This is a genomic window from Sinomicrobium sp. (genome assembly GCA_029266035.1).
GTDB lineage: Bacteria > Bacteroidota > Bacteroidia > Flavobacteriales > Flavobacteriaceae > Sinomicrobium.
In genome coordinates, this window is sequence record JAJUFH010000011.1 from 40344 (window position 1) to 64490 (window position 24147).

General features: G+C 42.6%; 22 protein-coding genes. 13 read left to right on the forward strand and 9 right to left on the reverse strand.

Going from position 1 to position 24147, the window contains the following annotated elements; genetic code table 11:
• Positions 1-25 precede the first annotated feature (25 nt).
• Together ACYZZR_RS07095 and ACYZZR_RS07100 are read left to right on the forward strand one after the other, a co-directional pair.
• Positions 26-322, forward strand: coding sequence for a type II toxin-antitoxin system HigB family toxin (locus ACYZZR_RS07095; protein ID WP_461533300.1), 297 nt, complete (start codon positions 26-28; stop codon positions 320-322).
• Between the two features lie 2 nt (positions 323-324).
• Positions 325-684 (forward strand): helix-turn-helix domain-containing protein, encoded by a 360-nt coding sequence (locus tag ACYZZR_RS07100; RefSeq protein ID WP_461533301.1) that lies wholly within the window; start codon positions 325-327, stop codon positions 682-684.
• A gap of 31 nt (positions 685-715) precedes the next feature.
• Here the strand turns inward: ACYZZR_RS07100 and ACYZZR_RS07105 are convergent, their stop codons facing one another.
• Together ACYZZR_RS07105 and ACYZZR_RS07110 are read right to left on the reverse strand one after the other, a co-directional pair.
• Positions 716-1750 (reverse strand): FAD:protein FMN transferase, encoded by a 1035-nt coding sequence (locus ACYZZR_RS07105; RefSeq protein ID WP_461533302.1) that lies wholly within the window; start codon positions 1748-1750, stop codon positions 716-718.
• A complete protein-coding gene (locus tag ACYZZR_RS07110; RefSeq protein ID WP_461533303.1) occupies positions 1728-2087 on the reverse strand; it encodes a Na(+)-translocating NADH-quinone reductase subunit F in 360 nt (119 codons plus the stop codon). Before ACYZZR_RS07110 ends, ACYZZR_RS07105 begins: the two co-directional genes overlap by 23 nt.
• A gap of 181 nt (positions 2088-2268) precedes the next feature.
• Here ACYZZR_RS07110 and ACYZZR_RS07115 point away from each other — a divergent pair, with 181 nt between their 5' ends.
• Both ACYZZR_RS07115 and ACYZZR_RS07120 read left to right on the forward strand, forming a co-directional pair.
• Positions 2269-2826: a YeeE/YedE family protein gene (locus ACYZZR_RS07115; protein ID WP_461533304.1), complete on the forward strand. Its 558-nt coding sequence runs from the start codon at positions 2269-2271 to the stop codon at positions 2824-2826.
• A 42-nt stretch (positions 2827-2868) separates the two neighbouring features.
• Entirely contained in the window at positions 2869-3282 is a 414-nt protein-coding gene (locus ACYZZR_RS07120) for a DUF6691 family protein (RefSeq protein ID WP_461533305.1), read from the forward strand.
• Here the strand turns inward: ACYZZR_RS07120 and ACYZZR_RS07125 are convergent.
• The 7 genes from ACYZZR_RS07125 to ACYZZR_RS07155 all read right to left on the reverse strand — a co-directional run bounded on the left by ACYZZR_RS07125 (position 3279) and on the right by ACYZZR_RS07155 (position 11381).
• On the reverse strand, positions 3279-5315 hold the full coding sequence (locus tag ACYZZR_RS07125) for a dipeptidyl-peptidase 3 family protein (protein WP_461533306.1): 2037 nt from the start codon (positions 5313-5315) through the stop codon (positions 3279-3281). The two genes, ACYZZR_RS07120 and ACYZZR_RS07125, sit on opposite strands and share 4 nt — an antisense overlap.
• A gap of 143 nt (positions 5316-5458) precedes the next feature.
• A complete protein-coding gene (gene nqrF, locus ACYZZR_RS07130) occupies positions 5459-6757 on the reverse strand; it encodes an NADH:ubiquinone reductase (Na(+)-transporting) subunit F (protein ID WP_461533307.1) in 1299 nt (432 codons plus the stop codon).
• A gap of 18 nt (positions 6758-6775) precedes the next feature.
• Positions 6776-7390, reverse strand: a complete 615-nt coding sequence (gene nqrE, locus ACYZZR_RS07135) for an NADH:ubiquinone reductase (Na(+)-transporting) subunit E (protein WP_461533308.1) — start codon at positions 7388-7390, stop codon at positions 6776-6778.
• Between the two features lie 31 nt (positions 7391-7421).
• On the reverse strand, positions 7422-8135 hold the full coding sequence (locus tag ACYZZR_RS07140) for an NADH:ubiquinone reductase (Na(+)-transporting) subunit D (protein WP_461533309.1): 714 nt from the start codon (positions 8133-8135) through the stop codon (positions 7422-7424).
• A 6-nt stretch (positions 8136-8141) separates the two neighbouring features.
• Complete coding sequence (gene nqrC, locus ACYZZR_RS07145) at positions 8142-8861, reverse strand: NADH:ubiquinone reductase (Na(+)-transporting) subunit C (protein ID WP_461533310.1); 720 nt, start codon at positions 8859-8861, stop codon at positions 8142-8144.
• A gap of 2 nt (positions 8862-8863) precedes the next feature.
• Positions 8864-10027, reverse strand: coding sequence for an NADH:ubiquinone reductase (Na(+)-transporting) subunit B (locus tag ACYZZR_RS07150; RefSeq protein ID WP_461533311.1), 1164 nt, complete (start codon positions 10025-10027; stop codon positions 8864-8866).
• Between the two features lie 10 nt (positions 10028-10037).
• On the reverse strand, positions 10038-11381 hold the full coding sequence (locus ACYZZR_RS07155) for a Na(+)-translocating NADH-quinone reductase subunit A (protein ID WP_461533312.1): 1344 nt from the start codon (positions 11379-11381) through the stop codon (positions 10038-10040).
• Positions 11382-11646: 265 nt separating this feature from the next.
• Here ACYZZR_RS07155 and ACYZZR_RS07160 point away from each other — a divergent pair, with 265 nt between their 5' ends.
• The 9 genes from ACYZZR_RS07160 to ACYZZR_RS07200 all read left to right on the forward strand — a co-directional run bounded on the left by ACYZZR_RS07160 (position 11647) and on the right by ACYZZR_RS07200 (position 24111).
• Complete coding sequence (locus tag ACYZZR_RS07160; RefSeq protein WP_461533313.1) at positions 11647-12927, forward strand: type IX secretion system plug protein; 1281 nt, start codon at positions 11647-11649, stop codon at positions 12925-12927.
• A gap of 156 nt (positions 12928-13083) precedes the next feature.
• Positions 13084-13470, forward strand: a complete 387-nt coding sequence (apaG, locus tag ACYZZR_RS07165; protein ID WP_461533314.1) for a Co2+/Mg2+ efflux protein ApaG — start codon at positions 13084-13086, stop codon at positions 13468-13470.
• 606 nt (positions 13471-14076) lie between these two features.
• A complete protein-coding gene (locus ACYZZR_RS07170; RefSeq protein ID WP_461533335.1) occupies positions 14077-14655 on the forward strand; it encodes an RNA polymerase sigma-70 factor in 579 nt (192 codons plus the stop codon).
• Positions 14656-14721: 66 nt separating this feature from the next.
• On the forward strand, positions 14722-15684 hold the full coding sequence (locus ACYZZR_RS07175; protein WP_461533315.1) for a FecR family protein: 963 nt from the start codon (positions 14722-14724) through the stop codon (positions 15682-15684).
• A 91-nt stretch (positions 15685-15775) separates the two neighbouring features.
• Positions 15776-19165, forward strand: a complete 3390-nt coding sequence (locus ACYZZR_RS07180) for a TonB-dependent receptor (protein WP_461533316.1) — start codon at positions 15776-15778, stop codon at positions 19163-19165.
• Positions 19166-19178: 13 nt separating this feature from the next.
• Positions 19179-20597, forward strand: coding sequence for a RagB/SusD family nutrient uptake outer membrane protein (locus tag ACYZZR_RS07185; protein WP_461533317.1), 1419 nt, complete (start codon positions 19179-19181; stop codon positions 20595-20597).
• Positions 20597-21637 (forward strand): dipeptide epimerase, encoded by a 1041-nt coding sequence (locus tag ACYZZR_RS07190; protein ID WP_461533318.1) that lies wholly within the window; start codon positions 20597-20599, stop codon positions 21635-21637. The genes ACYZZR_RS07185 and ACYZZR_RS07190 overlap by 1 nt, the downstream gene beginning before the upstream one ends.
• The gene (locus ACYZZR_RS07195) at positions 21630-22994 is read left to right on the forward strand and encodes a serine hydrolase domain-containing protein (RefSeq protein ID WP_461533319.1); all 1365 of its coding nucleotides are present in this window, start codon (positions 21630-21632) and stop codon (positions 22992-22994) included. Before ACYZZR_RS07190 ends, ACYZZR_RS07195 begins: the two co-directional genes overlap by 8 nt.
• 121 nt (positions 22995-23115) lie before the next feature.
• Positions 23116-24111 (forward strand): hypothetical protein, encoded by a 996-nt coding sequence (locus tag ACYZZR_RS07200; RefSeq protein WP_461533320.1) that lies wholly within the window; start codon positions 23116-23118, stop codon positions 24109-24111.
• Positions 24112-24147 lie beyond the last annotated feature (36 nt).

Here is a 24147-nt window from a genome sequence, read left to right on the forward strand (position 1 = left end):
TGTTGTACCCTTATACGAAGATAATATGCGCATCATAACCTACAAGAGAATAAAGGAATTTGCAGAAAAACACGCCGCTGCTGAAATTGCCTTAAACTCCTGGTTCCATGCCGTAACATCAAAAAATTGGAAACACATCAACGAGCTAAAAGCAGATTTTAACAGCGTCGATTATGTTGGGAACCACCGTTTTGTATTCAATATTAAAGGCAATACTTACCAGTTGATTGCCATTATTTCGTTCAACGCCAAAAAAGTGTACATAAGGTTTATCGGTACCCATACCGAATACGACAAAATCAAGGACATTAAAAATATTTAGCAATGATACGTACAGATAGAGAATACAACATCATAGTTGAAAGAATAGAAACACTTTTACAAAACCCTGACCACATTGAAAACGAAAACAGCCCGGGTTATGTAGAGTTAAACCTCTTGTCTGATCTCGTGGCAGATTATGAAGAACAAAACTATCCGGTAAAAAAGCCCTCACTTATAGATGTAGTAAAGCTGAGAATGTACGAGCGTGGCTTAAATCAAAAGCGACTGTCTGAACTCTTAGGGGTCAGCACCTCAAGAGTGAGTGAGTACCTGACAGGAAAAAGTGAGCCCACTCTAAAAATAGCGAGAGAAATCAGTATTAAATTGGATATCGACCCGACAATCGTTCTCGGGGTGTAACGCTCTAATCCTCTGCTTTTCCCTATCTTTCCTATTCTACCAACAAAGCGCTAAAGCCCTCGGTAGCATATTGCTGCATCTCGTTGTTTGCGTCTGTATAGAGCATCAAGACGTGAAGTTCGGGTTTTGTCTTTAAAAACTCCTTAGTTCGCTCCAGTCCCATTACCATAAAAGTAGTGGCGTAGCCATCGGCTTCCATAGCAGTTTTAGCGAGTACGGTAACACTCAGTAAATTACTCTTTTTGGTGTATCCGCTAATGGGGTCTACGGTGTGTACATATCGTTCTCCCGTGATAGAATCGGTTACTGTTTTTCTGTAGTTTCCCGAGGTGGCCATACCAAGGTTTTCCAGTTTTACCTTAGCGATAAAACGCCTTTCCATCTCGTCCTGTAAGGGGTCGTCTATGGCGATAAGCCAGTTCCGATCTTGCAGTGTATTTCTGCCGTGTGCTGCCAGCTCACCTCCCACCTCTACTACATAGTCTTCTATGCCTTTACTCCTCAAAAAATCACCTATCACATCTACAGTATATCCCTGGGCTATGGCATTGAAATCGAATGTAATTTCAGCCTTTTCTTTGTAAATGGTGTTATCTGGGTTAAGCCTTACCTTGTCGAAGCCACAATACTGCAAAAGGCTGTCTACTTTGGCACTGTCTAAGGCTATTCGGTTGTGATCCGGACCAAAACCCCAGGCGCGCACCAGTTTGCCTATGGTGGGGTCAAAGCTCCCGTCAGACTCTCGCCATATCACTTGCGACATTTCATAGACCTTGCGAAAATTTTCGTCCACAACTACAGTGCTATCTCCCGTATTGATCTTAGAAATATCAGAATCGGGACGATAGGCAGACATCGACATATCTATAGATAGCAATATAGAGTCTACTGCCGGTTTCAAGTTGTCGCTAAGCTCTGAAATATAACGCACCGCATAGGTGCTGCCCTGAGCCTCCCCTGCGATCAAACGGAGCTCTCGCTCCCCTTTTCTATTCTGACATCCGGAGACAATTGCTCCTACAAAAAACAGTACTGTAACCCAATTAAATAATCTCCTGTATTCCATCGTAATTTACAACATAATTTTCTCCTCTTATCACCGGTTTTTCATAGTCGTCGGCATTGGCGATTCCCACTCCGGCATAATAGGTTTTGGCTTTAAATTTTAAGGCGTGCTCTTTGATCGTTTCCATAAATACGAGATCGTAATTGACCGGATTGTCTGGATAGAGCACTGCTTTGACCACTACAAAGTGTAGTTTTTTATTCTTGAGACACACAAACTGAGGGTTTACTCCAAGTTTGCTGTTTACTCCGAGAAACTCAAAACCGTCAGATTCCAGCTGTTTCCCTACAACATTCATGGCCAGACGGTGTAATTCCTGTTCACTTAGAATTTCCATAGAGGCAAAGATACTTAATTGTCAGTAGGAAGCTGACTCTAAAAGCATAGTTTCTCACATCTCAATACTAACATCTCAATACTAACCTCTCAATACTAACATCTACTCCAAATATGTAACCGGGGTTACAGAGTACTTTAAAAGATGTGTGTACATTTGTGCTGTTTAAAGCAAACTTGTTATGGATTTTATCTTTAAGCCTTTTCCCTGGTACATTTCTGGGATATTAATTGGAGTGGCTATGCTACTTCTCATCTACATGGGCAGAAGTTTTGGAATGTCGTCTAACCTTCGCAACCTGTGCTCTGCTTTCGGGGCGGGTAAGTTTGCCGAATTTTTCCGTTTCGACTGGAAGGCTCAGGGCTGGAACCTCGCGGTTATGCTGGGGACTATGATTGGAGGCTTTATAGCCGTTCATTTGCTCTCTGACGGAAGCGGAGTCAACCTCAATCCGGACACCGTAGCACAATTGGCCCAAATGAATATCGACGCCCCTCAGGGCAAACTGTTGCCAGACGCTATTTTTGACATGGAAAACGCTCTCAGTCTGAAAGGTCTGGCCATACTTCTCGGCGGCGGATTTTTGGTAGGCTTTGGTGCGAGATATGCCGGGGGTTGTACCTCAGGACACGCCATCAGTGGAATTAGCAATTTACAGCTTCCGTCTATCATAGCAGTAATAGGCTTTTTTATAGGCGGATTGTTGATGTCCCACTTCATCCTACCGCTTATTTTCTAAAGCCAAACTACGAACTAACAACTAAGAACTAACAACTCTAGTATGAAACACTTCAAATTTCTCCTTATAGGCATATTTTTCGGTATTGTACTCACCAAATCAGAAGCCGTTTCCTGGTATCGAATATACGAGATGTTCCACTTTCAGGCTTTCCACATGTACGGTATTATCGGTGTAGCCATAGCTACCGGCATTATCGGTATACAATTCTTCAAACGCAGAAAGATAAAAGACGTAGAAGGAAACCCCATCGCCATAAAAGACAAAGACAAGGGTGTAGTGCGCTATCTTGCGGGTGGTATTCTTTTCGGATTGGGTTGGGCCTTGGCCGGAGCCTGCCCCGGCCCCATGTACATATTGTTTGGAGCCGGGTTTTGGAGCATGGGCATAGTCATTGCAGGTGCTCTGGCCGGAACTTTCGTCTACGGTCTTATAAAGGATAAATTACCTCATTAATTCACTTCCGGAAGAAAACCGTACTGATCTGAATAATACAGCATCTGCTCTGCTAAACTTGCAGGCTGTTTCACAGCTATGGCAGTAATTTCACCATTTTCGTCCGTTTCCGGTGTGAGTACGGGATTTACAAAACCGCTGTAAGGAGGAGTGTCGAAGGCCTCGTTGCGAACGAGTACTTCCCGGTGTATTTCTTGGTCTACCTTCACTCCATATCCTTCTACTAAAGCTTTAGCGGCTTCATAATCTCCTTCCGACTTGATGCGTTGGGTTTCTCTGAGTAGCTTTCCAAAAAGCGTTCGCAGTTTGTCGTAATCGTTAATATTGTAATAGGTCTTGCCGTCTCTGTTCAGCTTTTCTATCACATTGTCTTTTTGTCCTTGTTCAAAAACCCAAGCCGATACCCACTGACGGTTACGCATATGAGCTTCTTCTACATCGCTACCGGGCTCAAGACGTATCAACTGAGTGAGCAGACCGTTCCTTATATAACCGTCATACTCTGCCATGGCTACTTTCTTATAATCGTCTACCAAACCGAGTTCCTGAATCTTGGGATCCATAATAAAATAAAGACCTACCAAATCAGCTCTACCTTCTTCCAGAGTAGAAGCATAGCTTTTAAGTGTCTCCTTGGTTTCTCCTACACCAGGGTTAAGTTTTCCCGAGGCATGCCCCACCACTTCGTGCAGAGCTGTGTGCAGTTTACCACCGAGTTCGGCATATTGCTGAGCGAGTTTCAACTCTTCTTCATCGTTTACAAACTCCTTTAATCTGTCACCACTTCCCGCCTGGCCGTATGCTTCTATGATATTGCCGAGTGAGACCGATTTCGACCCGTGTGCGGCTCTTATCCAGTTGGCATTGGGAAGGTTTACCCCAATAGGAGTACTGGGAGAAGCATCACCTGCCTCACCGGCAACTATAACGGTTTTATACGATACTCCAACCACATTTTCCTTCTTGTGCTCTTCCATCAGAGGAGAGTGATCTTCAAACCACTGCGCATTGTGAGCGAGCACTTCCATTTTCTTGGACATTTCAAAATCCTTGATCTGTACAATGGTCTCATACGAGCCTCTATAGCCTTTGGGGTCGTTGTACACTTCGATAAAGCTATTGATGTAGTCTATATTACCTTCCGTAGCTCCTGTCCACGCCACATTGTAATCGTCCCAAGTTTTGAGGTCTCCTGTTTTGTAGTATTCTACAAGCAACTTTAAGGCCTCTCCTTGTTTCTCATTCTCAGCTACCTCTACAGCCTTTTCCAACCAGTAAATAATCTTGTCGATAGCCTCACCGTACATTCCTCCACTCTTCCAAACCTTTTCTACCAGCTTACCGTTTTCTTTGACTAGTTTCGAATTGAGTCCGAATGAAAGTGGTTTTTTAGGGTCGGGAGATTTCATACCTGCGTAAAAAGCATCCACTTCTTCCGCGGTAATTCCCTCACCGTAAAAATTCACAGCCGATCCCTCGATCAGCCCTTTAGAAGCATCGAGGTTTACCTTCTTGGCATCCTCATCATTAAAAAGTACATCCACTATAGCCCCATCTAAATCTGTAGAGGTCTCTTTAAGTAATGTTTCGAAAAAGTCTCTGTCAAATCCTGGTTTTATCTTGTCGTTGGAATAGTGATGGTGTATCCCATTTGAAAACCACACTCTCTTGAGGTATACTTCGAAGGCTTTCCAGGAATCGGATGACTTATCTCCGTTATAAGTCTTGTAAATATTCTCTAGGGCATTTCTTATCGCAAGATTATACCTGTAGTTCTGATCCCACATAATATCTCTTCCCGAAAGTCCGGCCTGTACGAGATAATACACCAGTTTTTGTTCTTTCAAACTCAGGTTTTCCCATCCGGGTACTTGATAACGAAGTATACGGAGATCTGCAAACTCCTCTACGACGTATTCAAATGTGTTTTCGTCTTTTTGTGCTGTTTCGCCTTTAGTCTTTTTATCGCTCTGTTCTCCACAAGAAAACAGTACCGTAGCCAAAAGGAAAAGACCTAATATGTTTTTTTTCATCTGAACTGTGATTAGTGATAATTCACAAAGATACTATTTTTTGTTAAGGAGGTTATCTCAGGATGGTCTGGCTTGGAGATGGATAATAAAAAAACCGGTAATACCAAAGGCATACCGGTTTTTAATAGCAAATTATATATTCATTATCCTCCGAAGTCGTCGAATCGGACATTTTCAGGTGGTACTCCAAAGTCGTCACACATTTTCTCTACCGCCTTGTTCATCAGGGGAGGTCCGCAGAAATAGAATTCGATATCTTCGGGTGCCTCGTGATGGTTCAGGTATTTGTCGATTACTGCCTGGTGTACAAACCCGAGGAAACCATCTCCTTCTTCGTCGTTTATATCTTTCTTTTCCGTCCAATTATCTTCTGGAAGCGGTTCAGAAAGCACTACGTAAAATTTAAAGTTAGGGAACTCTTGTTCCAGCTCTCTAAAGTGTTCTAGGTAGAACAATTCTCTTTTAGATCGACCTCCGTACCAGTAGCTTACTTTACGTCCGGTTTTTAAGGTTTTAAAGAGGTGATACAAGTGAGATCTCATCGGAGCCATACCGGCTCCTCCACCTACATAGAGCATTTCAGCATCGGAAGGGTTGATAAAGAATTCACCGTAAGGACCTGAAATTACTACTTTATCTCCCTGTTTTTTAGAAAAGATATAAGAGGATGCAATACCCGGATTTACGTCCATCCAGTTATTTTTTGCTCTGTCCCAGGGTGGAGTAGCGATACGTACATTGAGCATAATCTCGCGACCTTCGGCGGGGAAGGAAGCCATAGAATAAGCGCGCTCTACGGTTTCGTCGTTCTTCATAGTCAACGGCCACAGGTTGAACTTGTCCCACTCCATTTTAAATTTATCCGGCTCTCCCGGGTGTTCTTTAGGGTGAGCGGTAATATCGATATCCTTGTAGTTTACCACACATTTAGGGATTTCAATCTGGATATACCCACCAGGTTGATAGTCCATATCTTCAGGTATCTCTACCACAAATTCTTTAATAAAGGAGGCCACGTTGTAATTTCTAACTACGGTAGCTTCCCATTTCTTGATACCGAATACCTCTTCGGGTACTTCGATAGTCATATCTTGTTTTACCTTTACCTGGCATCCCAAACGCCATCCTTCGGCTATTTCCTTTCGTGTAAAATGAGGTTCTTCTGTAGGCAGAATATTTCCGCCTCCTTCCAAAACTCGGCACTTACACTGAATACAGGTACCCCCACCACCACAAGCAGAAGGCAAAAATATCTTGTTATTTCCCAGTGTAGACAGCAAGCTATTTCCAGAAGAGACTTCTACATCCTTTTCTCCGTTGATGTGCAAAGTTACGGGACCAGATGGCAACAATTTGGCCTTAGCTGTAAGCAAAATAGCTACGAGCACCAGAATAACCAACAAAAAGACGACAACACTTGCCAGTATGATTGAATAATCCATGTTCTAAAGTCTAACTATTTATAATGATATTCCCATAAAACTCATAAAACCAATGGCCATGAGTCCTGTTATGATAAATGTAATTCCCAATCCTCTGAGAGGTGCAGGAACGTTTGAATAAGCAATTTTTTCGCGGATAGCAGCTATAGCCAAAATAGCGAGGAACCATCCTATTCCTGAACCGAGTCCGTAAACAGCAGATTCACCCACACTGGCAAAGTCTTTCGTCTGCATAAACAAGGATCCTCCGAGGATGGCACAATTTACGGCGATGAGCGGGAGGAAGATACCGAGAGCACCATACAGGCTAGGAGCAAACTTCTCTACAACCATTTCTACCAATTGTACCATTGAAGCGACCACCGCAATAAACATAATTAAGCTAAGAAAGCTGAGATCAACATCGGCATATCCTTCACCTAACCACGACAATGCTCCTGGTTTTAGGAGGTAGTTGTCTATCATATAGTTTGCAGGCACGGTTACCAGAAGTACAAAGATCACCGCTGCACCAAGTCCAACCGCAGTCTTTACAGTTTTAGAAACCGCGAGATAAGAACACATCCCCAAAAAGTATGCGAAGATCATGTTCTCAATAAATATACTCTTTACAAAAAGATTTATATAATCCATTTCTACAGGTTTTTACTTTGAGGCACTTGCCCTATTCCTTTTCAATTAGTTTTCTATTTCGAGAACGCTGTACCCAAATAATGATACCCACAATAATCAGAGCCATAGGTGGAAGCAGCATAAAGCCGTTGTTTTCATACCCCAAGGCATACAAACCAGTAGACTCTGCCAAAGTCACTCCTTTATGCCCCAGTATCTCCATACCAAATAATTTTCCTGAACCGAGCAACTCTCTAAAAAACGCGACAATGATGAGTATAATACCATAACCTGCGGCATTACCTATACCGTCTAAGAAAGATTTCCAAGGACCATTACCCAAGGCAAAGGCCTCGAGGCGTCCCATCACAATACAGTTAGTAATGATAAGTCCGACAAAAACGGAGAGTTGCTTGCTCACCTCGTAAGAATAGGCTTTGAGCACTTGGTCTACCAAAATTACCAAAGCCGCAACTACTACAAGTTGTACTATAATACGAATACGGTTAGGAATAATGTTTCGAATAAGCGATACCACTACGTTACTAAGAGCAACTACTGCCATTACTGCCAAGGCCATCACCAAAGCGGGTTTTAGCTGTACCGTAATCGCGAGTGCCGAACAAATACCCAGCACTTGTACAGTAATGGGGTTGTCGTCGTTAAGAGGATCGGTAACTAATTTTCGATTCTTTTTCGAAAACAGCGGTTCTTTCTCTTCAGACACAAAAAGAAATATCGGTGATTTTTTAGCTTTTTTACTCATAACGTCCTATTGATTTAGTGCTACTTGAGTTCTGTGTTTTTCAAAATACGGCAGATAATGAGAAAGGCGTTCCTTTATCATAACTGTAACTCCATCTCCGGTAATTGTAGCTCCCGAAATGGCATCTACTTCGTTGTCTCCTTTGGTTCCACTACCTTTGGAAACCGTTACTCCTACGAGTTCATGAGTACCGTCAAATATCTTCTTCCCTTCAAACTGAGCTTGAAACCAAGGTTGAACTATCTCAGCTCCTAATCCGGGTGTTTCACCGGCGTGACCAAAACTGACACCTTTAATCGTATTGAGATCTTCCTCCAAAGAAATATATCCCCAGATTGCATTCCACAATCCGGCACCTCTCAGAGGTATCACATAGAGTTTCTCTCCGTTTACTTCTGCCACAAACAGCGGAAAGTGCTGCTCGTCTACTGCAAGTTTTAGCTCTCTACTCAAATCGACATCAAAGGCCGATGACTGCTCGTCTACTGAACCATCTGAAATGAGTGATAATTCTTCTTTGACACTCTCATTGTATTTTGCTTCTACATCTTCTCCCTCTGCTACTTCTATTCCAATGGTCCCCAAAATATTTTCCATCTTCTCTTTCTTCGCATTCTCATCCTGTCGGGGTTTTAGGGATGTCGCTGTAAATGCGAGTAAAAATGCTACAATTACAACCATCACTACAGCAAAGATAAATGTATATGAATTACTCTCTCTGTTCATCACTAAGCAGTTTTAAGTTTTTTAGACGCCTCTAGCCTTTTCTTTCTTCTCTTTATATTGGCTTCTACCACATAAAAATCTATGGTGGGCGCAAAGACGTTCATCAGCAATATCCCCAGCATCACCCCTTCAGGATATGCAGGGTTGAACAATCGTATCATCAAGCAGAAAAAGCCTATGAGAATTCCGTATATCCACTTTCCTTTATTGGTTTGTGCAGCAGATACAGGATCGGTTGCCATAAACACTATACCGAAAGCAAAACCTCCAACAATCAGATGCCCATACCAAGGGAAGCTCATCAGGGCATTAGCTCCCCAAAGATTAAACAACAAACCTGTTAGAGAAGCTCCAATAAGTCCTCCCAGCATAATTCTCCAACTTCCTACACCGGTAGCGATAAGTATCAATGCTCCTACGAGAATACACAGTGTAGAAGTCTCTCCTATCGATCCCGGAATGGCTCCGTAGAACATATCCATCATGCTAAAGTGTACATCGTGACCAGTAGCGAGGCTACCGAGTATGGTTTCTCCTGAAACAGCATCTATATGAGAAGCCTCTGAAACCCATACCTTATTACCCGACATATAAGTAGGATAGGCAAAAAAAGCAAAAGCCCTGGCGAGCAATGCGGGATTCAATATATTCATTCCCGTTCCTCCAAAGGCTTCTTTTCCTATTAAAACTGCAAAAGCTACAGAAAGTCCTACCATCCACAGCGGAATATCTACCGGCATAATCATAGGGACGAGCAATCCAGTAACGAGGAATCCCTCATTCACCTCATGCCCTCTGTAAACCGCAAAGGCAAATTCTATAGCCAGACCTACTCCGTAGGAAACCACAATCATAGGTAATATCTTGCCTAATCCGTGTAAAAAGGCTTCCATAAAAGCTACCTCTCCACCGTTTACTTGATACAGGTATTGGTATCCCGTATTGTATATTCCGTATATCAACGCGGGAAGGAGCGCGACTACAACAGTAATCATCGTTCTCTTCAAATCTACCGCATCCCTGATGTGCGCTCCTCTCTTTGTAACGTGATTAGGTACGTAGAGAAACGTATCCAGGGCATTGATAGCAGGGGCAAACTTCTCCCACTTCTCCCCTTTTCCAAAGGGTTTTTTCAGTTGATCTATCTTTGTTCTTAAAAATTTCATATCTTACCGATTAACCTACTTCTTTAATCATTAAATCGAGTCCCTCTCTGATAATCTCCTGTGCTTCAATTTTGGAGGTACACGCATAATCAATCAAGGCAAAGTCTTCAGGAGCTACCTCATAAATACCGAGATTTTCCATTTTCTCAATATCGTTTACCATACACGCCTTGAGCAATTGCATGGGGTATACATCCATAGGAAGCACCTTTTCCATTTCTCCGGTAACCACCAATGCGCGTTCTTCACCATTTAAGTTGGTGTTTACCACGTATTTCTTTTTGGGGAACAACCACGATAAAGAAGTGTGGTGCATACTAGGGATATTATTATCTTTAAAGGGCAACCAACCAAACATTCTATACTGATTTCCTTCCGGAATCACCGTTACAGTATTAGCATAAAATCCGAGAAAGCCTTCGGCAGACACCTGCACGCCGGTAAGCACATCTCCGCTTATAATACGAACATCGGAAGTCGCTTTAGGCACCAATGAACTGATAGCACTACCAATTTTCACCCTGTAATACTGAGGAGTTTCTACTTCCGATCCGACAAGTGCTACAGTACGTGTAGCATCGAACTCACCTGTGCGAAAAACTTTTCCGATAATCGCTACATCTTCCGGATTGAGCACCCACACTCTTTCCCCGGCGTTGATAGGATCGATATGATGTATTTGCACACCTACATTCCCTGCGGGATGCGGACCGGAAACACGGTGAAGCTCTACGCCTTTTACTCCGCTTAAGAAAGAAGATGAGTTTTTACCAACAGACAGATGCACCTTACCTTCAGTAAGTTTGGAAACAGCATCTATACCAGCCTGAAAGTCCTCTTCCTTCCCTTCCAGCAACACATCTACATCTGCGGCAAGAGGAGCCGTAGCATAGGCCGAAATAAAAATAGCCTTGGGAGACTCCTCCGGATTGGCTATTACATCATAAGGCCGTTGCCTAACAAAAGGCCAACAACCACTGTCGAGAAGAAACTCTTTTACCTCCTCAGAAGAGAGCTCTTTCGGATTTTTTGCATCCAACCCTCTAAAAGTGTCTTGCCCATCGGCGGCAATCACAATCTCGAGAATTCGGCGCTTTGCTCCTCGCCTAATCTCTGAAATTGTACCACTTACTGGAGATACAAATCTTATCTTCTCGTTGTTCTTGGAATAAAAAACCGAATCTCCGGCTTTCACCTGATCTCCTTCCTTTACTACCATTTTTGGAGTAACCCCATGAAAATCAGTAGGTTTTAACACAAAGGTCCCGGAGCGGGGGGCATCGGATATTTTCTTCTCCGCTTCCCCTTTCAAATTGATATTCAGACCTTTTCTGATGCGAATGTCATTGGACATATTACAATTGGATTGTTTTGAAAAATACTACGTCATTCAAAAATTCACGCAAATTTATAAATTTAAACCGTATTTACTACGCTTGTTGGAAGAGTGTTTCTCTTATTTATACCCATTCTAAACAATTAAACTACACTCCTCTTTTCACCACCAAAAACTGACAGCTTTCATTGGCTGTCTATTTTAGTTTTTTATACTACACATCCTTAAGCTATAGCAAATTCAAAAGGCTGCCCATTTTCTTTTTTATAATTATATTTACCCCATGATGACTATTATAAAAAATAAACGCACCCGCTTGCTTTTGTTGGGAGTATTTACACAAATTTCCTTTTTAGCTACATCGCAGGTACTCATCGAAGAAGAACCTCCTTCTCACATCCGATCCATCGTTTTTAAAAATAATAGCGAAAACGCAGTTGGTCAGTTTCCCATAGTTCGGGAGGGAGAATCTTTTACACTCTCTTTTGACGACCTCAACGCCAGGGAAAGCGATTATTACTATCGTATTGTTCACTGCAATCACGACTGGACCCCATCCGATCTGCTCAGATCGCAATATATGAGAGGCATGGACAACCAGCGCATTAGCAATTACCGAAATTCGGTGACTACATTACAGCCTTATTCTCATTACGAACTCAGTCTTCCCAACAGCAGAACAGGACTAAAGTTGTCTGGCAACTATATTTTAAGCATATACAACAATAAAGACGAACTGCAATTTTCCAGAAGATTTGTGGTCTACAAAGAACAGGTACTGGTGGGTGTGACAATCAAGCGCTCCCGAGAGCTATCGGTCATCGATAAAAAACAAGTAGTACAATTCACGATAAAAAACAACAACTCACCACTGGTAAACCCACAACAGGAGGTGAAAGTAGTTATCCTTCAAAATTACAACTGGAACACAGCTATTACCGGTTTAAAACCACAATTCTATTCCGGCAATGAGTTGATTTATAAATACGATAAAGAAACTACCTTCGACGGAGGAAATGAATACTTCTATTTTGACAACAAGGATATCCGCGCCTCGACCAATACCATATCGAGAACCGAAATGGAAGACCTGTATCACAATTACCTCTTCACCAACACTGTACAAGAGGGAAAACCCTATACCTACAACCCCGATATCAACGGTGATTTTCAGATTAGAACCACCGATGGCAATGCGAGAGACAGCGATACCGAGGCCGATTATGCAGATGTTCACTTTAGCCTGGAATATCAAAACGAAATTGGGCTGAACGAGGTATACGTCTACGGAAAGTTCAACAATTATCAGCTGAATGAAAGCAACAGGATGACACTAAACGACCAAAGCGGTAATCTGGAGACTACAATTAGACTAAAACAGGGGTTTTACAATTATAAATACGTAATGAAAGGCACCGATGGCACAGACTACACCTACATCAACGGAAATCATTTTGAAACGGAAAACAACTACCTCGTTCTGGTGTATTATCGCAATTTCGGAGATATGTACGACAGTCTGATTGGAATGGGAAGTACCTCTTCTGTCAATATCTCCAATTAAATTTGACTGGCATTACAGCTCCGTTTTTTCTACTTTCAAAGGCAAAATTGACATGAAATCTTTTTTTGTATAAGAGGAAATGCTGTTTAAATTAATTTCATATATTTGTTACAAGGCCTCTGTGTTATAATTTCCACTAAAAGTTTTAATTTTCCCATGCTTTCACAAATTACCAAAGGAATTAAAATTACAGTTATCACTAGTTTTGAAGGTACATTTTTCAAAAACTACAGGATGCATTTTGCTTTTGGATACAGGGTCACCATAGAAAATCAGAGCAACGACTCTGTACAGCTCACCTCTCGACACTGGCATATTATCGACTCTCTCAACCATCCGGAATACGTAGAAGGTGAAGGTGTGATAGGTAAAAAACCTGTTTTGAAACCGGGAGAATCGCATTCCTATAGCTCGGGATGTTTGCTCACTTCTCCCATAGGCGCTATGCGCGGGCACTACAGCATGGTAAACTTTACTTCTACCCGTAAATTTCGAGTCTATATCCCCACTTTTAAGCTATGTGCTCCCTTTGCCATTAATTAAAATGATATAGACATAAAACATAATCTGACTTGAATACCCACATCCCCTCGTCTTCACATCTCCAAGTCTCCGTGTCAACAAAACCCGTCCTTCATTTTGTCTTGACACAAAACGAAGCAAAAAGTCAAGAAGCCTTTAAGGAAATTTTCCCGGCACACCGGGAAACCAGCTTAATTCCCACTCTCCCGACTTTGGTCGGGATAAGCTATGCTCTTTTCGCTATCGCGAACGCAATTACGCGGGAATTCAGCTTATTTCTGAAAAGACTTCGAACTTAGGAAATATCGAACTGTGATTCGTGCAAAGCAAAAGAACAAAAATGCAAAAACACGAAAAAACATAAACAAATACCCACAGCTCCCCATCTCCAAGTCCCCTCATCTCCAACATTTTTAGTCGGTATGCGGTAAAATATTTGTATTATTGACCCCGTTATATACCGTAAACCGTATCCATAGAAATTGAAAATAGCATTTACACACTAATATAAGAAATTACCTCTCGCGTGTACATAGGTGTTATAAGGTTGGTTTTATAAAATAAGCCGGCAAGGGAAAGAGTTGAAGAAAATTGTTTACCTTGTCCAGCACTAATTTCCAATTGAATTTGCAAACAAACCGCTTAAATAATTTTTTTTTTATCAGTCAGCTGAAAAAGGGAGAAACAGCAGCTTTTGAGACACTATTTCATCTTTACTTTGAAAAGTTGCATTACTTTGCCTCCAGCTATATCGGAAATTCGGAAGATGCCCGCGAAATCGTACAGAATACATTTTACAAACTGTGGAAGAAAAAAAACGAGCTCACCAGTGATACCAATCTGAACTCTTACCTTTTTTCCATAGTCAAAAACGAATGCCTCGACTATTTCAAACACCAAAAAGTGAAACGCCAGTACAGAGAAGAAATAGAAAGGGAACAGATGACTATATTGGAACATTCCCTCAACGACGATCCGAGTATGCTGTATATAGAACAGGAGCTTTCCTTGAAAGTAAACAGGCTTATCGACCAGCTTCCTCCGTCATGTCGACAAATTTTTATCAAAAGTCGGTTTGAAGGACTCAAATATGTTGAGATCGCCCACGAGCTGAACATCTCTCCTAAAACCGTTGAGAATCAGATATCCAAAGCCCTTAGATTTCTCAGAAATGAGCTCAGAGAATACCTCACTATACTGCTCTAAAACAGAATTCGCAAAAAAAAATATTTAACGTAGGGGTAATCATATTCTAAATCGTTCTTAATATATATGGACGAGAAAGATATTTTACAATTCATTGCAGGAAAAGGTGACCGGAACTTCCGGGCAAAGGTTGTTTTATGGATTAAGGCTTCCCGAGAAAATCAGTTATATTTCAATCAACTGAAAGCAAAACAGGTTGCGCATTTTCAATCTAGAACCAAAATCGATATTCCTGTCGAATGGCACAGGTTTATGACTCGAACCAAAAAACACCGAATGAGATATTACGGTATGACCGCTGCCATGATTACCATCCTACTGAGCCTTACAACTTTGCTGGTCACTTCCAAACTGGAAGAAGGTGAACAATATATGGCATATAATACCAGATCAACTGAACAAAAAGATTTTATACTTCCTGATGGTAGTAAGGTAACTTTAAATTCTGAAAGCAGTCTAAAAATAGTGCCAGGTTTTAACGATGCTACCCGCACCGTGAGACTAAACGGAGAAGCATTTTTCGAGGTCACCCACAACAAAACCCGGCCATTTATTGTAGAAACCCAAAATGGTCTCAAAATAAAAGTACTGGGAACGAGTTTTAACGTAAAAGCTTACAAAGAAAATGCTGCGGTAGAAACCACTTTGGTCACCGGAAAAGTGGAACTTTACGAAAAGGATAGTACTACTCCTTCAGCAATACTATCCCCGGAACAACAAGCCATTTTTGATCCTAAAAAACGGAATATAAGTGTGGAACAGGTTTCTACCTCGTCGATTACCTCTTGGAAGGAGGGAATACTCACTTTCGACAATAGTCCGCTACTCAATGTGGTCAAAGATATCGAAAGATGGTACGGGGTTTCCATCCAGATTATTTCTCCGGAACTCAAAAGTTATTCCTTTTCGGGAAAATTTCTCAGGAAATACAGTGTAGAACAAGTTATGAACATTCTAAAAACATCATCACCAATATATTATACTTATGACAGGAAAAAAAATATCATCAGCATAGAACAACGCAGATAAAACTGAAAAAGGGAAGTGCGGTAACACTTCCCTATAAATAAGGATTCGAATTGCTAAAGGACATTTAACAATCAAAAAACCGCTTAAAATTATGAAAAAAAAACAACTCGGTATGCAACGGGCTACCTCATGGTGGTTCCGCCCAAACGCACTATTCCGTATTATGAAGATCTATTCCCTACTTTTATGTCTCACCATCGTCCGAATATCCGCATGGGCTCCATCTGCATACGGGCAACAGGTGAAACTCGAACAAAAGAAGATCTCGCTGAAAGAAGTGTTAAGTAACATTGAAAAACAAACGGATTACATTTTTTTCTACAATAACAAAATAGTAAATGAACAGCTGAAGATAAATGTTTCCATCAACAGCAATGATATTAAAAAAGTACTTAAAACAGTACTACGGAATACAGATATCAAGTTCAGTATTCTCAGTAGAAGTATCGTATTGTACACGGACATGTCTGAAATTCCACCTACAAAAGACGGCTTGCCATACAACGATTCGGACCTCCAAAAAATGATATCTATAAAAACCGTTGGGCAAGACCCGCTCAGCATTACCGGAACGGTACTCGACGATACGGGTGTACCCCTCCCCGGGGTCAATATCCTTGTCCGGGGTACTACCACGGGAACTCAAACCGATTTTGACGGTAATTTCAACATCAATGTCAATAAAGGCGATATACTCGAACTCACATACATTGGTTTTAAAACAGAACTTATTACCATAGACGGAAGCCGCACCCATTTTTCTATTCGTCTGAAACCTGAAGCCGACCAGCTCGGCGAGGTCATTGTGGTAGCTTACAACAGTCAGAGCAAGGCTTCTTATACCGGAGCTGCGGTAAATGTGGATATGGTAAAACTGGAAGAGTCTCCTCTCCCCTCCTTTCAGGAAAGCCTGCAAGGAAATGTAGCCGGGGTGCAGATGTCTACGCAAAGTGGGCAACCAGGTGCCGCCCCCAATGTCCGTATCCGTGGAATAGGCTCCATAAACGCTGGTTCTGACCCGCTATATGTTGTTGACGGGATTCCGGTAATCTCTGGTAATATCGCCCGGATAGCCACCAGTTCCAATACAATAGCCGGACTCAATCCCAAAGATATCGCTTCCGTAACGGTACTGAAAGATGCTTCAGCCACAGCCATCTACGGTTCGAGGGGGGCAAACGGGGTGATCTTGATTACCACCAAAAAAGGTCGTACGGGAAAAACTACCTTCGATTTCAGTACCCAGTACGGGATTAGCAACATGATACTTCCTGATCGGTTAAAACCTCTGCGCACCAACCAGTTATCTGAGTTACTGGTTGAAGCCCGTGTCAATTCCGGCGAAAACCTTACCGATGCAGAAAATTATATCTATAGTCAGATCAACAGGGATGTCAATACCGATTGGGTCGATGTTATCACTAGAAACGGACAGTATAAACAATACAATCTCAGTGCCACCGGAGGAAATGAAAAGACTACTTTTTACTCTTCAATCGGCTTATTTGAACAAGAAGGGGTCATTATAGGTATAGATTATAAGAAACTCAATGCCAAGCTCAACGTAACCCACCAAGCTACCGACAAGCTAAAGATCGATTTCGGGGTATCGGCCAGCCATCAAAAACTTCACACCAATAGCGATGCAGGTAGTGCTGCCAACCCGGTAAGGGCACTGTTCAGAGTGGTTCCCTGGGAACCTGTTTACAACGAAGATGGAACATATAATACCGATATCCTACTTACATACAACCCAGTAGGGATGGTAAAAGAGAACATCCGTGAGACCAAACTCTACGGTATCATCGGAAACCTCGGACTTACCTATAACTTTACCGACAACCTCAGTTTTGAAACCAAAGGCAATATTGACTTTAATCTCGCCGACGAATTCCAGTACGACAATCCGTATTTTGGTGCAGGGCGGAATAATGGCGGACGAGGGCAGGCTTATGACAACAAGATCATCAATTTCAATATTACCAACCTGCTCAAGTACCGATGGCAGATAAGCGAAAACCATAACCTGAATTTTATACTCGGACAGGAAGCACAAAAAATAACTCGAAGTTCTGTATATGCCGATGCCAGCAATTACGGTGCCCCTGGCCTTACTACATTGGAAAATGCATCAGTATACCAAGAGGCTTCCAGCAGTGAGACCGCTTCTTCCTTAGCCTCTTATTTCTTTAATATAAACTACGGCTATAAAAACAAATATATTTTCAACGTCACCGCCAGAAGGGATGGTTCGTCTAGGTTTGGGTCTGAGGTTCGCTATGCCAACTTCGGCTCTGTTGGAGTGGCCTGGAATATCAGTTCGGAGGATTTTATGGATGATGTTCAATTTGTGAACAGCCTCAAATTCAGGAGTAGTTATGGTATAAACGGTAACCAGGAAATCGGGGATTTCGCTTCGCGGGGCCTCTATGCCACCGGAGAAGATTATAATGGAGAACCCGGATATGCCTACAGCCAGCAGTCTAACCCCCTGCTCACCTGGGAAAAGAACAAACCCTTCAATGTAGGGCTCGATTTTGGTCTGTTCAATCGTCTTAGTGGTACCGTAGAATACTACACCCGAAAGACTACCGACCTCCTTTTTGAAGTACCCATATCAGCTACCAACGGGCTTACCAGCTACCTAGCGAATATCGGAGAGATGAAAAACTCGGGATGGGAAGTTTCATTGAACTCCATCAATATCGAAAATCTGGAAGGTTTCGGGTGGACCACCAACCTCAATTTTACTTCCAACAAAAACGAGATCACCAAACTACAGGACGACAATGCCATAGTAGACGGACAGTATATCAGGGAGATTGGCGACGATTTCTATACCTTCTATATGCCTGGATATGCAGGTGTTGATCCTGATAACGGAGACGCCTTGTGGTATGTAGACGAGACCAAAACCGCCACTACCAACCGATATTCCGAAGCACAGCCTTTTAAACAGGGAAGCGCACTGCCGAAATTCTATGCCGGGCTTACCAATAGCTTTACCTATAAGAACTTCGGCCTTTCTTTCCTGCTTTACCTGAATTATGGCAACAAGGTCTACGACAGCTGGGGAAGGTATACTAACAGCGACGGTAGTGCCGGCCTGAACGATAGGGGAAACATGACGCAGAACATCTACGGCAACAGATGGCAACAGCCAGGTGATATTACCGATGTGCCCAAAATGATGTGGGGAAATACCCAGTCAGGAACCTCTACCCAGCACTCCACCCGTTTTCTTTATGATGGTACCTATATAAGACTGCGAGATATCACCCTCTCTTACAACCTTCCGGAAAGCCTTACCGAGACCCTGTCGATCAGCAGCCTCCGTTTTTATGTAAAAACAACCAATATGCTCACTTGGGTCAGGGACAGTAAAATAGAAGTAGACCCCGAAGTGGGTATCGACGGTCGATCGGATCTCCGTATCCCGATTTCCAAACAGTTCCTTTTCGGAGTTGATCTCTCATTCTAAAAATTGATAAGCCATGATAACATTTATAAAAAACACCATCTGTTCACTACTCATCATACTGGTTGCCAGCTCCTGCGGTAGTGATTTTCTGGACATAGATCCCGAACAAAATATTTCGTCAGAACAGGCAATTACCGATCTCAACACCTTGCAGACCGCAATGAACGGGATATACAGCAAACTACAAAGCAGTGATTATTACGGACGCAGTATGTACATTATCCCCGAACTGATGGCAGATAACCTCTACTTGAGCTCCAGAAATACCGGGCGGTACCTCGATCACGAGAGTTTTGCGGTTACTGAGGAAGACTCCTATTCCAACGGATTATGGAACCAAATGTACGCAGTAATCGTAAATGCCACCAAGGCTATAGAAGGCGGCGAAAACCTTGTGCCTGTAACCGATGAACAGCAACAGGAAATAGACCAACTCGTAGGAGAAGCCTATGCACTCAGGGCACTTGCACATTTCGATCTGGTCCGCCTCTTTGCACAACCCTATAACTTTACTTCGGATGCCACCCATAACGGGGTTCCTGTAATCTCTCGTTCCGAAGCCAATGAGATAGCACCCTCCCGCAATACGGTAAAAGAAGTATACGACCAGATAAACAGTGACCTAGAAACTGCAATCTTTAAAATGACAGAAGAACGGAAAAACGGCAAGTTCACCATCTATTCAGCGAAAGCACTTGCTGCAAGATCATATCTTTATCAGGAAAATTACGAAATGGCTATTACCCTCAGCACTGATGTTCTAAAAAACGGAGGATACACTCTCATTTCCAATAGCAATTATCCCGAACTGTGGAGTGAAGCCTTCAATTCCGAATCGATCTTTGAGGTGGTCAATACCGTTGCTGACAATGAAGGGAGCAACAGCCTAGGACATTTCTTTGATCCCACAGGTTATGCCGATGCACTGGTACCGGAGGAGCTTTACGTGCTATATGACAGCGACGACGCCCGTCGTCAGGAAACCATTCGTCAGGGTTCCAAGACAGGGGCCGAAGACGATGCCCTGTTTGTGCATAAATTTCCGAATGGGACCTCATGGGACGACAATACGAAAGTCCTTCGCCTGGCCGAACAATATCTCATCAGAGCAGAAGCTTATGCCAAAACCGGGAAACCAGAGCTAGCGCAGGACGATCTGATGACCGTGATTAATCGGGCTGACCCTGATGCTGTCAGAATCAGTGAAAGTGGACAACCCTTAATAGATCGAATCCTTGAAGAACGCAGAAAGGAGTTGGCCTTTGAGGGACACAGACTGTTTGACCTCAACCGCAACAAAAAGGACGTACGTATCATACAAAGTGAAAATGTGCTGGAAGTAACTTATCCCAACGACAAGTTTATCCTTCCGATCCCTCTGGACGAGATCAATGCTAATCCCAGCATCAAACCACAAAATCCAGGATATTGATGATACAATTATCTCATAAAGCCTATACCCTACTGAAAAAACACCCCTTCCGCATTGCCTCAGGAATCCGAACTAGTACTCCTGCTGTTCTGGTCCGGCTGAAGTATGAGGGGGTGGAGGGTTTTGGGGAAGCATCCATGCCTCCTCTTTACGGAGAAAGCATCGCCTCAGCCACCGCTTTTCTCTCGAAAATAGACCTTTCAGCTTTTAATGATCCTCTTTGTACAGAAGATATTCTCAGTTATATAAATGATGTTGTCCCGGGAAATCCTGCAGTCAAAGCTGCTATAGACATTGCCCTACACGATCTTACCGGAAAGTTGCTCAATATACCTATACACCAGTATTTCGGACTTTCGGCGAGATCATTACCAACCAGTAAGACCATTGGGATAGACCGTCCGGAAATTATACGGAAAAAGGTCAATGAGGCTTCCAAGTATAAATACCTCAAGGTAAAACTGGGTGGAGATAACGATCACGCAATCATTGAAGCGATTAGGAAGGAAACTGACAAACCTTTGTATATCGATGTAAACCAGGGTTGGAAAGACCGGAATGAAGCACTCGAAAAAATACTGTGGCTCAAGGAAAAGGGAGCAATATTTATAGAACAACCTATGTCAAAAAATGCATTTTCCGATATGGAATGGCTGGCATCGAAATCTCCCCTCCCTATCGTTGGAGATGAAGGTATACAAAGGCTTCCGGATATTATCACAGCAAAGAACTTTTACCATGGCGTCAATATCAAACTCATGAAATCGACAGGACTGAGAGAAGCCTTTATCATGGCGATGACTGCCAGAAAAGCTGGCCTTAAAGTATTATTGGGGTGTATGTCGGAAACTTCCTGTGCCATAGCCGCTGCTTCCCAGCTCGGCACCCTGGCCGACTGGATCGATCTGGACGGCAATCTCGGAATTACCAACAACCCTTTTAAAGGACATATGCTCAAAAATGGTCTTATTATTCAGAACAAACTTCCAGGCATAGGCTTAAAAACTCCCCAATGGAATAAAATAATTACTAATGAATAAAAGACATCTTATCTCTATGGGCAGCATTAGTGTCCTAACGCTACTCTTTTTGGCCTGTAACCCCATGCCCAAAGAGAAATCTCCAGCCACCAAAATAAAATACGAACAGCAACTAGATAGCTTTTTTACAGCCCTCTACAAAAAAAAGATGTTTAACGGTGCAGTTGCCATTAAAAAAGAAGGAGAGCTCATTTTCAAAAAAGGGTACGGTCTCGCCAACTTACAACGACAAACTCCCTTCACTCCTGAGACAGCGATGGAAATTGCCTCAGTTTCCAAACAGTTTACGGCAGCCGCGATAATGCTATTACAGCAACAGAAAATGCTCGATATTGATCGACCTGTCCAAGCGTACCTCGGAGTCGATTTTCCATATTCCCATATCACGATTCGCCACCTGCTTACCCATACTTCGGGACTTCCTGACTACGAACCGTATTTCCGACAACACTGGGATACTACCCGTATCGTACATAATGTAGATGTCATAACCTATTTTAGCACACAGAAACCTCAACTGGAAAGTACTCCCGGGACCAGGTACCACTATTCCAATTCCGGGTATCTATTTCTCGCTGAGGTGGTTAATAAGGTAAGCGAAAAATCTCTTGACCAATTTCTCAAAAAACATATTTTTAAACCGGCAGGAATGAATTCCAGCGGTTTTTATGAACGCGACAGCATTTGGCACCTAAAAGATTACGCTCCAGGGTATTTGCTCGACACGGAAAATTGCAGCCTTGTTAAGCCCGAAACTCTTCCAGGAAAGTCTTACTATAACTTTCTCAGTGGTCGCTTAGGGCCAGGCAGGCTGTCTTCCACTGTAAATGACCTTATCAGATGGGATAGTATACTGTATACCGACAAACTCTTGAACGAAAAAAACAAGACCTTCTCATTTACACCTCACCCACCATCTATCGACGATTCCGATTACGGATTTGGATGGCATATACAGGAAAATGACAGCTTAGGGAAAATCGTATACCACACTGGAAGCTGGGCAGGGAACCTGTCTTATATAAAACGGTTTACCTCATCCCACAGCCTTATAATATTACTCAATAACACCCACGAAACCAACCACATGAAACACATACGTACAGCACTGGACCGATTTGTAAGTGGTGGTCCATTAATACTGCCAAAACCCAAAATTTCCGATCTGCTGCAAAAGGAGATCTGCTCTCTTGACAAGAATAAGATCACCGAATGGGCAAACAGGAATAGGAATGCAGAATGGGATTTGAAAACTCTTTCCGAACTGGAAAAGAAATACGAGGATAAAGGGGATAAAAAAAAAGCTGAACTGGTAAAACAGTTACTCAGTGCCCGGGCAAACATTCCTGCTCCTTGATTACCTCCAGCACCCCAACATACAGAACTTCTCTCTATGGATATCCTATCTTTGACATAGTCCGTTGGACTTTATACAACAAAATATTCGTATTATTGTCTGCTTTTTACACTGTAACGCCATGCCTCCCAGTTTTATCCGCATCACACTCACCTGTATTGCTTTTCTGCTATTATCCTGCCAGAAAGACATTCCCCATCCCGTACAGTTTTACCATTGGAAAAGTCAGATACAAATTGGCAAGACCGAAAAAGAGTACTTCGAGGCATTGGAGTCGGACAAACTCTATATGCGCTTTTTCGATGTAGATCTAGTTCAGGGAAATCCAGCGCCTGTATCTGTTGTCGAAGATTTTGATTCAAGAATACTGCAGGCCACTTATATTCCCGTAGTGTTTGTAACTAACCGAGCCATAAAAAGTGTCGGCTCTACCGGAGGAAAAACACTCGCAGAAAACATCGACAAGCTTATCTCAAAGATGGCAGAAGACTACAAGCTGGATAATTTTGACGAAATACAAATCGACTGCGATTGGACAGCAAGTAGCAAAAATATGTATTTTGCCTTCCTGGAGCAGCTAAAAAAAATATCCGGAAAAAAAATAAGCTGTACGCTGCGTCTGCATCAGGTAAAGTACCGCGAGCGTACCGGAATTCCCCCGGCAGACAAGGTGTACCTAATGGCTTATGCCACCTCCAATCCTGTAGAAGACGACGGAAAAAATTCCATTCTCGACTTCGATTTACTCAAAGACTACCTCAGTACTGTAGACAGCTACCCCTTAGACATGGATGTGGCTCTACCGATTTATTCGTGGGCGGTAGTAACCAATCACCTCGGCAAGTCTAAACTGATCAACGGCGTTTCGGAAAATGAGCTGCAATCGCCTGCCTTCCGCCAAACAGCTCCTCATACCTACGAGCTGACCGAGGATGTTTTTCTTAGAGGAATATACCTCAATAAAGGCTTCGACATAAGAGTAGAAGAAGTATCTCGCGAGCTACTGAAAGACACGAGATATTTTCTGGAATCAAAATTAAACCGCCCTTACGATTATGTATACTACCACCTCGACAGTATTTTCCTCCGGCGGTTTACTCCGGATGATCTCCGCTAAAAATTAAAAATACTGGCTTTCCGGTATTTTTACTTT

What these genes read in the sequence shown, in the direction of transcription:
- ACYZZR_RS07095 (WP_461533300.1), top strand. Translation starts at nt 26, where the DNA reads ATGCGCATCATAACCTACAAGAGAATAAAGGAATTTGCAGAAAAACAC.
- ACYZZR_RS07100 (WP_461533301.1), top strand. Translation starts at nt 325, where the DNA reads ATGATACGTACAGATAGAGAATACAACATCATAGTTGAAAGAATAGAA.
- ACYZZR_RS07105 (WP_461533302.1), bottom strand. Translation starts at nt 1,750, where the DNA reads ATGGAATACAGGAGATTATTTAATTGGGTTACAGTACTGTTTTTTGTA.
- ACYZZR_RS07110 (WP_461533303.1), bottom strand. Translation starts at nt 2,087, where the DNA reads ATGGAAATTCTAAGTGAACAGGAATTACACCGTCTGGCCATGAATGTT.
- ACYZZR_RS07115 (WP_461533304.1), top strand. Translation starts at nt 2,269, where the DNA reads ATGGATTTTATCTTTAAGCCTTTTCCCTGGTACATTTCTGGGATATTA.
- ACYZZR_RS07120 (WP_461533305.1), top strand. Translation starts at nt 2,869, where the DNA reads ATGAAACACTTCAAATTTCTCCTTATAGGCATATTTTTCGGTATTGTA.
- ACYZZR_RS07125 (WP_461533306.1), bottom strand. Translation starts at nt 5,315, where the DNA reads ATGAAAAAAAACATATTAGGTCTTTTCCTTTTGGCTACGGTACTGTTT.
- nqrF (WP_461533307.1), bottom strand. Translation starts at nt 6,757, where the DNA reads ATGGATTATTCAATCATACTGGCAAGTGTTGTCGTCTTTTTGTTGGTT.
- nqrE (WP_461533308.1), bottom strand. Translation starts at nt 7,390, where the DNA reads ATGGATTATATAAATCTTTTTGTAAAGAGTATATTTATTGAGAACATG.
- ACYZZR_RS07140 (WP_461533309.1), bottom strand. Translation starts at nt 8,135, where the DNA reads ATGAGTAAAAAAGCTAAAAAATCACCGATATTTCTTTTTGTGTCTGAA.
- nqrC (WP_461533310.1), bottom strand. Translation starts at nt 8,861, where the DNA reads ATGAACAGAGAGAGTAATTCATATACATTTATCTTTGCTGTAGTGATG.
- ACYZZR_RS07150 (WP_461533311.1), bottom strand. Translation starts at nt 10,027, where the DNA reads ATGAAATTTTTAAGAACAAAGATAGATCAACTGAAAAAACCCTTTGGA.
- ACYZZR_RS07155 (WP_461533312.1), bottom strand. Translation starts at nt 11,381, where the DNA reads ATGTCCAATGACATTCGCATCAGAAAAGGTCTGAATATCAATTTGAAA.
- ACYZZR_RS07160 (WP_461533313.1), top strand. Translation starts at nt 11,647, where the DNA reads ATGATGACTATTATAAAAAATAAACGCACCCGCTTGCTTTTGTTGGGA.
- apaG (WP_461533314.1), top strand. Translation starts at nt 13,084, where the DNA reads ATGCTTTCACAAATTACCAAAGGAATTAAAATTACAGTTATCACTAGT.
- ACYZZR_RS07175 (WP_461533315.1), top strand. Translation starts at nt 14,722, where the DNA reads ATGGACGAGAAAGATATTTTACAATTCATTGCAGGAAAAGGTGACCGG.
- ACYZZR_RS07180 (WP_461533316.1), top strand. Translation starts at nt 15,776, where the DNA reads ATGAAAAAAAAACAACTCGGTATGCAACGGGCTACCTCATGGTGGTTC.
- ACYZZR_RS07185 (WP_461533317.1), top strand. Translation starts at nt 19,179, where the DNA reads ATGATAACATTTATAAAAAACACCATCTGTTCACTACTCATCATACTG.
- ACYZZR_RS07190 (WP_461533318.1), top strand. Translation starts at nt 20,597, where the DNA reads ATGATACAATTATCTCATAAAGCCTATACCCTACTGAAAAAACACCCC.
- ACYZZR_RS07195 (WP_461533319.1), top strand. Translation starts at nt 21,630, where the DNA reads ATGAATAAAAGACATCTTATCTCTATGGGCAGCATTAGTGTCCTAACG.
- ACYZZR_RS07200 (WP_461533320.1), top strand. Translation starts at nt 23,116, where the DNA reads ATGCCTCCCAGTTTTATCCGCATCACACTCACCTGTATTGCTTTTCTG.